The organism is Aquitalea sp. FJL05 (genome assembly GCF_003852595.1).
Classification (GTDB): Bacteria; Pseudomonadota; Gammaproteobacteria; order Burkholderiales; family Chromobacteriaceae; genus Aquitalea; species Aquitalea aquatilis.
Genome location: NZ_QAJS01000001.1, coordinates 265,558 through 272,602, shown reverse-complemented (window position 1 = coordinate 272,602; position 7,045 = coordinate 265,558). Strand labels below are relative to the sequence as shown.

Sequence of the window (7,045 nt, the reverse complement as noted above, 5' to 3'; positions counted from 1 at the left end):
CAGGAGAGCTTGAGGGCTGTGCTCAGGCTCACTTCAGTAGTTTCAAAACACGCTGTACTTGCAGGAGGGACCACTTACCTCCTCTCGGTGCGAGTATGCCCATTTCATTCAGGTCTTCTACCATCTTCCGTTGTGATAGCCCCCGGAGTTGCATACCTAGAAACTGCCCTCTGAGTTTCTCAGCGAATGCCTGCGCTGCTTGCTTGCGCTCTTCAATGTTAGGCCGTAGGTTTGCGGGGCCAGCTTTCCCAAGCTCGACTCCCCTGGCCTTAGCAGCAGCCAGTGCAGCCTTTGTGCGAGTACTGATCTGGTCACGCTCCCACTCAGACATAACCGCATGCATCTGAATCATTACCTTGTTTGCATGGGGCATATCAGCAGCTACGAACTCTACCCCGGCTTCTAGTAGTCCAGATACGAAATGGACGTTTCTTGCCAGCCGATCAAGCTTAGCAATGATGAGTGTTGCCCCGTGTTTCTTGCATGCTTGCAAAGCTGCTTTTAGCTGGGGGCGACGGTCCAGAGCGTTACTTCCTTTTCCAGTTTCAACCTCATGGAATGACTGCAACAGTTCCCATTCGCCACCATTGAGGTAAGAGAGTACAGAGGTCTCTTGAGCATCAAGACCAAGCCCACTCTCACCTTGCTTGGCTGTGGATACCCTGTAGTACGCAATGAACTTACCGGAAGGCATGGATTTCCTCTACTGACTACAACTCTAGATGTTCATTTAATTTGTAGTCAATATATACCAATGGAACAACACGAGCAACATTAACCAATACAACATCGCAGCAGTGCAAAATGCCAATCTTCTGATCGTAAGCGCGATTCTTGACGTTTTCCTCACCCTTCACTAGTCATCCAGTAGACAAAGCACTGCCAATGCTGTATTTAGGGTAGTGTGCATAGCTGCAACTTGACACTACATAAATAATTATATAGAAGCTGGAGAACAAGTTTAATTTATTACATTCGTTCTCAATTTAATAAAAATACAAATTGAGCAAGCCACAATTAAAAATTTATTTTAAAGAGCGTATGCCAAAATGATAAATATCAAATTTGAAAACCTAGGTCCAATTTCAAGCGGTGAAATTGAACTTGCACCCTTAACAGTAATATGTGGCCGAAACAACGTTGGTAAGACCTACGTAAGTCATACAATTGCATGCTGCCTAGAAAAAAGTAGCATTATAGTTGAACTACTGAATTCTCTAAGAAACTCCGAACTGGGACCTGATAATGATATTGTAAAACATTTCGGAAATACTAAGTACGACTGCGAAAAAATAATACCTGATGTAAAAAAAATTGCACAACAACGAAGTCGAACACTTGCCACAAAAGGGTTAAATGATTACTTCAATATCGGAGGATCACTTTTTAAAAATCTAAATATTGAAATAACATATAAATTTGAACTAAAAAATGAAATTTTCTCACGAGAAATATCAGAAATATTCGAAAGCGGCAGCAGTGTTTATAAATTTCAAAAACCAAAAAATAGCTTTATTTTTAACATAACGCACATAGGGGTAAGCCAGGAAAATGACACATCAACGTATCTTTTTCTCTTTGTCATACTGATAAATATTGTTAATGAACTATTCCCAACTACAACAGTTATCACGTCTGAAAGAACTGGCATAGCATTATTTTACAAAGCACTAGACACTGCCATGTCCGACCTTGGACATGAAGTCTCTACAAAAATACGCACAACGAATAGAGAATCCATAAAGCATCTTACCAGCTCAATATCTGACTCTTTTAACTTTTCAACCGCCATCAAAGACAATATCAATCAAATAAGACAGGGTGAAAATAAAAAAAATGCTCTGTCCGACTTGTTTGATGACGAAATGAAACAACTATTAGAGACAATATCTGGAGGACATTTTATAGAATCCTCCAATGAGATAAGCTTTAAACCAAAAAACGGCAACACGATAATCCCGATGAGTGCCACTTCTTCATCGGTAAAATCCATATATTTGATTGAAAATTTCATCAAATACATCTCTGACGATAGAAGCCTTGTTGTCATTGACGAGCCAGAACTAAATCTACATTTAGACAATCAAATCCAAATGGCAAGAGTTATTACGAAATTAGTTAACTCCGGCGTTAAAGTAGTCATAACAACTCATAGCGATCACCTATTAAGAGAACTAAACACTCTCATGATGCTTTCATCAAACGCAATTCCGAGTGATGAAAAATTAGATATTATTGAAGAATTTAAAATTCCCGCAGGATGCATAATCAATCCCGAACATGTAAAAGCTTTTGTAATCTCTGCACAGGAAAGAAAATTATTCCCTGCCGAGGTAAATGAATACGGAATTAATCTTGACCTTTTCAATCGAGAAATATTAAAGAACAACCGAAGATTAAGAGAGATCACAGGAATACTAAGCAATTACCTTTCTGAGAAAAGCGATCAGGAATAAAAATATGAGTAACTTAATATCCTGCCTCAGACAAAATATAAATCACCACGCCGTAAAGCGTTTTGATTCAAAAAAAATTGAATTTATAGAGCCCGATAAAAGTGCCAAACTAAGAAAACTGATCATAAAAGCAAGTAAACCAGAGCTGCTTGATCAGCACCCTAAAGATGGGATTTTTATTGAACTAGATCATTCAAATCCACTATTAGAAAATTTCACACACTTTCTAAAATCTGGCGCATCTGGAATTAATCAGAAAGTTGATTTTTGCCTTATTACACAAAAAGACAACACTGTTTATTTTGTCATCTCCGATTTAAAATCAAGCACTCAAGGAAATAATGATCGTTGCGCTGGACAATACAAAAACACCAAACTGTTCATTAACTACATAACTGAAATATTTGAATCATTTGAACTGACACAAGCAGGATTAATAAAGAAATTTTTCAAACTACTTTTCATACCAAATGAAGGTATTGCAACATCATTACCCATATCACCATGCACAGAAGATTCTATTGACATTCTCAAAAATGAACCAGAATGCAACTTTCATCTTGTTAATCTGGAAGATGGAGTCGGTGAAATATCACTTAATGAATTATTATCAAGACTACCAAGCTAAATTCACTGTAATCTAAATATTAAAAGGCCCAGAATCTAGGGCCTTTTTTTTCATTACATCAACTTAGTAGTCAGCAACTCTGCTGATGGATGCGAATACCTTCTTAGCATTGATAGTGATTTACGCCCAGTTATTGCTGAAATTTCAAGCAAACTAAGTCCAATTTCAACATATTTGTTGTAGCCTCATGCCGAAGATCATGTAATCTAATATCAACTAAATATCGTGGTATTATTTTTATGCCATTTAAAATACATTCTTTCAGATAAGCACTTCTTGTCCTTGTTACAGCTCGATTGAATGCACCGCTGAGGCTAGTCGCATTCTTGGAAAAGACCTTTCCATCATTACGACGGGGCAATTTCGAGAGTATGGAAATGGCTGTGGATGAAAGGGGAACAGTTCGGCTATCGCCGTTCTTGGTCAGGGGAAGGTAGGCAATGCGTCGTTCAAGGTCAATATGTTCCCACACCAGCGACAGGAGTTCACTACGGCGCATAGCGGTTTCGTAGGTTAGCCACACAATAGCAGCGAAGTCAGGTGCTTTGCTGGCTGCAATGATGCGGGTTACTTCGTCTAGTTCTACGCGACGTTCCCTTGGTTTGCCGTGTGGTGGCTTTCTGATCTGTTTTACAGGGTTACTTGAGCACAGCCCCCACTCTTTGACCGCATAGGTAAACACAGCAGAAATAGCATCAAACTCTCGCCGTACAGAACCAGAACTAACCTCTTCTAACCGTTGGTCCCTGGCTTTAGCCACATCAGCAGGTTTGATGTCATACAGTTGCATCTTGGCAAGATCACGTTTCTGCCAGCAACGGAGTATGTATAACTCTTGTTGATAGCCCATTATCACTACATTTGCTACCATCAACAGGTATCTCCCCAATTAACCCCAGGCAGCGCTTAGCTGCCCACTGGAGTCGTGCTAGCCAGACGCAAATAACAGTAATTCCTAATTGGGTAACATGTTCCCGCACACCGCCCACGTCGAGTCCGTCGCCTGGTTCGAAAAAACCGGCCCGGCCAAGAGCCTGAAGGAAGTGGCTGACATGGAAGCGGCGGAAGAAGCCATCCGCGAAGCCAAGCGTCAGGCCCGCAAGGCGCAGGAAGCCGAGGCAGAAGCCAAGAAGCAAGCGGAACTGGCGGAAAAAGCCGCAGCCAAGGAAGCCCGCCGTCAGCACTATCTGGATAACAAAGAGTATTACGACGCCAGAAGTGCCGCCCAGCAGCAGGCACGCGATGCCGCTGCCGGAGCAGAGGACAGCACAGCCAAGGAATAAGCTGTTTTGGGTGTTTGCCTGTAGCGCTCGACCCCAGTTGCCACCCCGGAGCGAACGATGCAGGCGCACCTGACCGACAGCTATATATCCAGAATCAAGACCCCGGATTCACGTGTAGAACTCAAGGACACGCGGATACCGGGGTTTACTTTGCGCGTAGGAAAGCGCGCTAAGGTGTGGTGCTTCCGCACCCCGAAGCGATGCCAGCACCCTGCCCCATACAAACCCCGGACTCATCCACCTGTTAGCAGGGGGTGCATCCGGGGTTTATTACAATGGAGCGGGCCATGACAGGCTGGACTGTCGTCGATACATGACTACACCACCATTAGCGTGGAACACCCACCGCGTGACGCGGGCAGTAGGAACGTGCTCGGCCTCAAGGACAAACAGCAGCCAGACAACTGCGCTGCAGGATAGCGAAAACATGCCATTGACTAAGATAAGCAAGCCTACTTCGAAGATGAGGCGCCCCAGCCGCCAAAACAACAGAGAACGCGGCAATGGCACCACGGTGAACAGCACATCCGCGACGATGCAGCCCATGCCTGTCATGTAGACTAGTGAGCACAACAACCCGCTCAGCTCTTGTCTGGTTAGCCAAGTACGGGACTAGCCGTAACCACATGATGAGTGGTATCGCCGTGCTCTATCCATCCAACAAATCCACGCTGACACAATGAGAACAAGGTAAACCATGAACAACATCATCATCCCTTCCGCTCGTCGTCTGGCCAACTGGAACCGTCGCCAGCGCAAAAAGCACCATGCAGGCGAATTTCAGGAGCTTGGCTTTAGCTTGTCGGTGCAATTTGTCACCCCACTGAAAGGAGCTGCACGAGACAGCTATGTCGAGGCGCTGATTGAAAAGGTGGAAGCCTTGGGCCTGACTTACGGCGGTGATGAGAGCAGCGGCTTCATCACCACCTATGCCAGCGGCAGCGTGACCCTGACCCAACGCGACGCCCTGCAGGCCTGGGTGAGTCGCTACCCTGCCGTGGCGAAGGCCGAGGTCAGCGAATTGCTCGACGCCTGGCATGACGATAGCTGGATGGATCTGGTGTGAACCACGGCAAATCCATCCGCATGTTTCTGGTGGACGGTACGCCAGGTGGCATCATCACGGCTGAAATCATCAACTGGACCGGCCATGTGATCAGCGCCCCGCGCTCCCGGCTGGCGGATGTGCTCAAGCGGGCAGAAGCCAGCCGGCCTGGCTTGTATGTGCTGGTTGGCGACAATCCTGCCGACTCTGACAGCCGCCAGGCGTATATCGGCGAATCGGAAGTGGTAGGAGAACGGCTGGCCCAGCACAACAAGCCGGAGTCCACCGGTGGTAAGGACTTCTGGGATCGCATGTTCATCTTTACCAGCAAGGATGCCAACCTCACCAAAGGCCATTTGCGCTATGTGGAAAGCAAGCTGATTTCGATTGCCAGCCATGCCGGGCGTTTGTCTGTGGCCAATGTCAAAGGCAAGCAAAACGAATATGGCGTCTTGCCGGAAGCCGACATGGCCGACATGCACTACCTGATTGAACAATTGCAAATCGTGCTGCCAGCGCTGGGGCTGGATTTGCTGCGTGCCGTGCCGGCGCAAGCGGCCACAACGCAGCCAAGCGAACAGGACTCCAGCGTGCAGTCCCCGGTGTTCTCCATCACGACCAGGCAAGGTATCAGCGCCACCGCACAGGAAATCGATGGCGAGTTCATTGTGCGTAAAGGCTCATTAGCTCGCGGCCAATGGGAAAACGAGAAATGGGTCAATTACAAAAAGCTGCATCAGTCGCTGCAAGAGGCCAAGAAGCTGGTGCCCACTGACAATGGCATGCTGGTTTTCAGCGAGGATTGTCCCTTCAACAGCCCCAGTGCTGCCGCCGCCATCGTGCTGGCACGCAATGCCAATGGCCGTATCGAGTGGAAGCTGAAGGACAGCGGGCAAAGCTATACCGATTGGCAGGATGCCCAGCTAGTCGATATGTAGCCTTTTTTGCTTCAATTGCAGCCTTTTTAGCTGCAACCATTGATTTTGCTTGAGTCGGGTCATTGCCGGCTTTAATGTAGCCAATATTGCTACAATTGAAGCCAAAAGAGTTACATATGGATTTGCTTGAAACCCTGTTTGGTGCGCAGCGCCAGGGTGTGCTGGCCCGCCTGCTGTTACACCCGGAACAATCACTGCATGTGCGCGAGCTGGCCCGCCTGACAGGCAGCTCGCCCGGTTCACTGCACCGGGAACTGGCGAAACTTGCTGCCTGTGGCTTGCTGTTGCGCAGTACACGGGGCAATCAGGTGCTGTACCAGGCCAATGTGGCCAACCCGGTGTATCCCGAGCTGGCTGGGCTATTCCGCAAGACAGTTGGCCTGTCCACCCCCTTGCGTGATGCCTTGCAGCCGCTGGCCGGGCAGATCGAGCTGGCGCTGGTATTTGGCTCCATGGCACGGGGCGAGGCACATGCCGAGTCGGATATTGATGTGCTGGTGGTGGGCCGTGTCGGCTTTGCCGAGGTGGTGGAGGCACTGTACCCCTGCCAGGCCATGCTGGGGCGCGAGATCAACCCCGTGGTGTATAGCACTGAGAAATGGCAGCAAATGCGTGCCGCTGATGACTACTTTGTCCGTGATGTGCTGACGCGGCCAAACTTGATGCTATTGGGAACAATACATGACGCTGGATAA

Annotated in this window: 8 protein-coding genes; 6 read left to right on the top strand and 2 right to left on the bottom strand. The window is 47.2% G+C overall.

Annotated features, from left to right (window positions below; all coding sequences use genetic code 11):
• Nucleotides 1-28 precede the first annotated feature (28 nt).
• Entirely contained in the window at nucleotides 29-694 is a 666-nt protein-coding gene (locus DBR44_RS01215; protein ID WP_124641252.1) for a recombinase family protein, read from the bottom strand.
• 355 nt (nucleotides 695-1,049) lie between these two features.
• Here DBR44_RS01215 and DBR44_RS01210 point away from each other — a divergent pair, with 355 nt between their 5' ends.
• Both DBR44_RS01210 and DBR44_RS01205 read left to right on the top strand, forming a co-directional pair.
• Nucleotides 1,050-2,456, top strand: coding sequence for an AAA family ATPase (locus tag DBR44_RS01210; protein ID WP_124641250.1), 1,407 nt, complete (start codon nucleotides 1,050-1,052; stop codon nucleotides 2,454-2,456).
• 4 nt (nucleotides 2,457-2,460) lie between these two features.
• The gene (locus tag DBR44_RS01205) at nucleotides 2,461-3,084 is read left to right on the top strand and encodes a hypothetical protein (protein WP_124641248.1); all 624 of its coding nucleotides are present in this window, start codon (nucleotides 2,461-2,463) and stop codon (nucleotides 3,082-3,084) included.
• A 130-nt stretch (nucleotides 3,085-3,214) separates the two neighbouring features.
• Here the strand turns inward: DBR44_RS01205 and DBR44_RS01200 are convergent, their stop codons facing one another.
• Nucleotides 3,215-3,934: a site-specific integrase gene (locus DBR44_RS01200; protein WP_233578264.1), complete on the bottom strand. Its 720-nt coding sequence runs from the start codon at nucleotides 3,932-3,934 to the stop codon at nucleotides 3,215-3,217.
• Nucleotides 3,935-4,052: 118 nt separating this feature from the next.
• Between DBR44_RS01200 and DBR44_RS01195 the strand changes: the two genes are divergently transcribed.
• From DBR44_RS01195 to DBR44_RS01180, 4 genes are all read left to right on the top strand, one after another.
• Nucleotides 4,053-4,367, top strand: a complete 315-nt coding sequence (locus DBR44_RS01195) for a hypothetical protein (RefSeq protein ID WP_233578262.1) — start codon at nucleotides 4,053-4,055, stop codon at nucleotides 4,365-4,367.
• 697 nt (nucleotides 4,368-5,064) lie between these two features.
• Entirely contained in the window at nucleotides 5,065-5,433 is a 369-nt protein-coding gene (locus tag DBR44_RS01190) for a 50S ribosome-binding protein YggL (RefSeq protein WP_124641244.1), read from the top strand.
• Nucleotides 5,430-6,350, top strand: coding sequence for a GIY-YIG nuclease family protein (locus DBR44_RS01185; RefSeq protein ID WP_124641242.1), 921 nt, complete (start codon nucleotides 5,430-5,432; stop codon nucleotides 6,348-6,350). Before DBR44_RS01190 ends, DBR44_RS01185 begins: the two co-directional genes overlap by 4 nt.
• A gap of 116 nt (nucleotides 6,351-6,466) precedes the next feature.
• Nucleotides 6,467-7,045, top strand: a complete 579-nt coding sequence (locus tag DBR44_RS01180) for a nucleotidyltransferase domain-containing protein (RefSeq protein ID WP_124641240.1) — start codon at nucleotides 6,467-6,469, stop codon at nucleotides 7,043-7,045.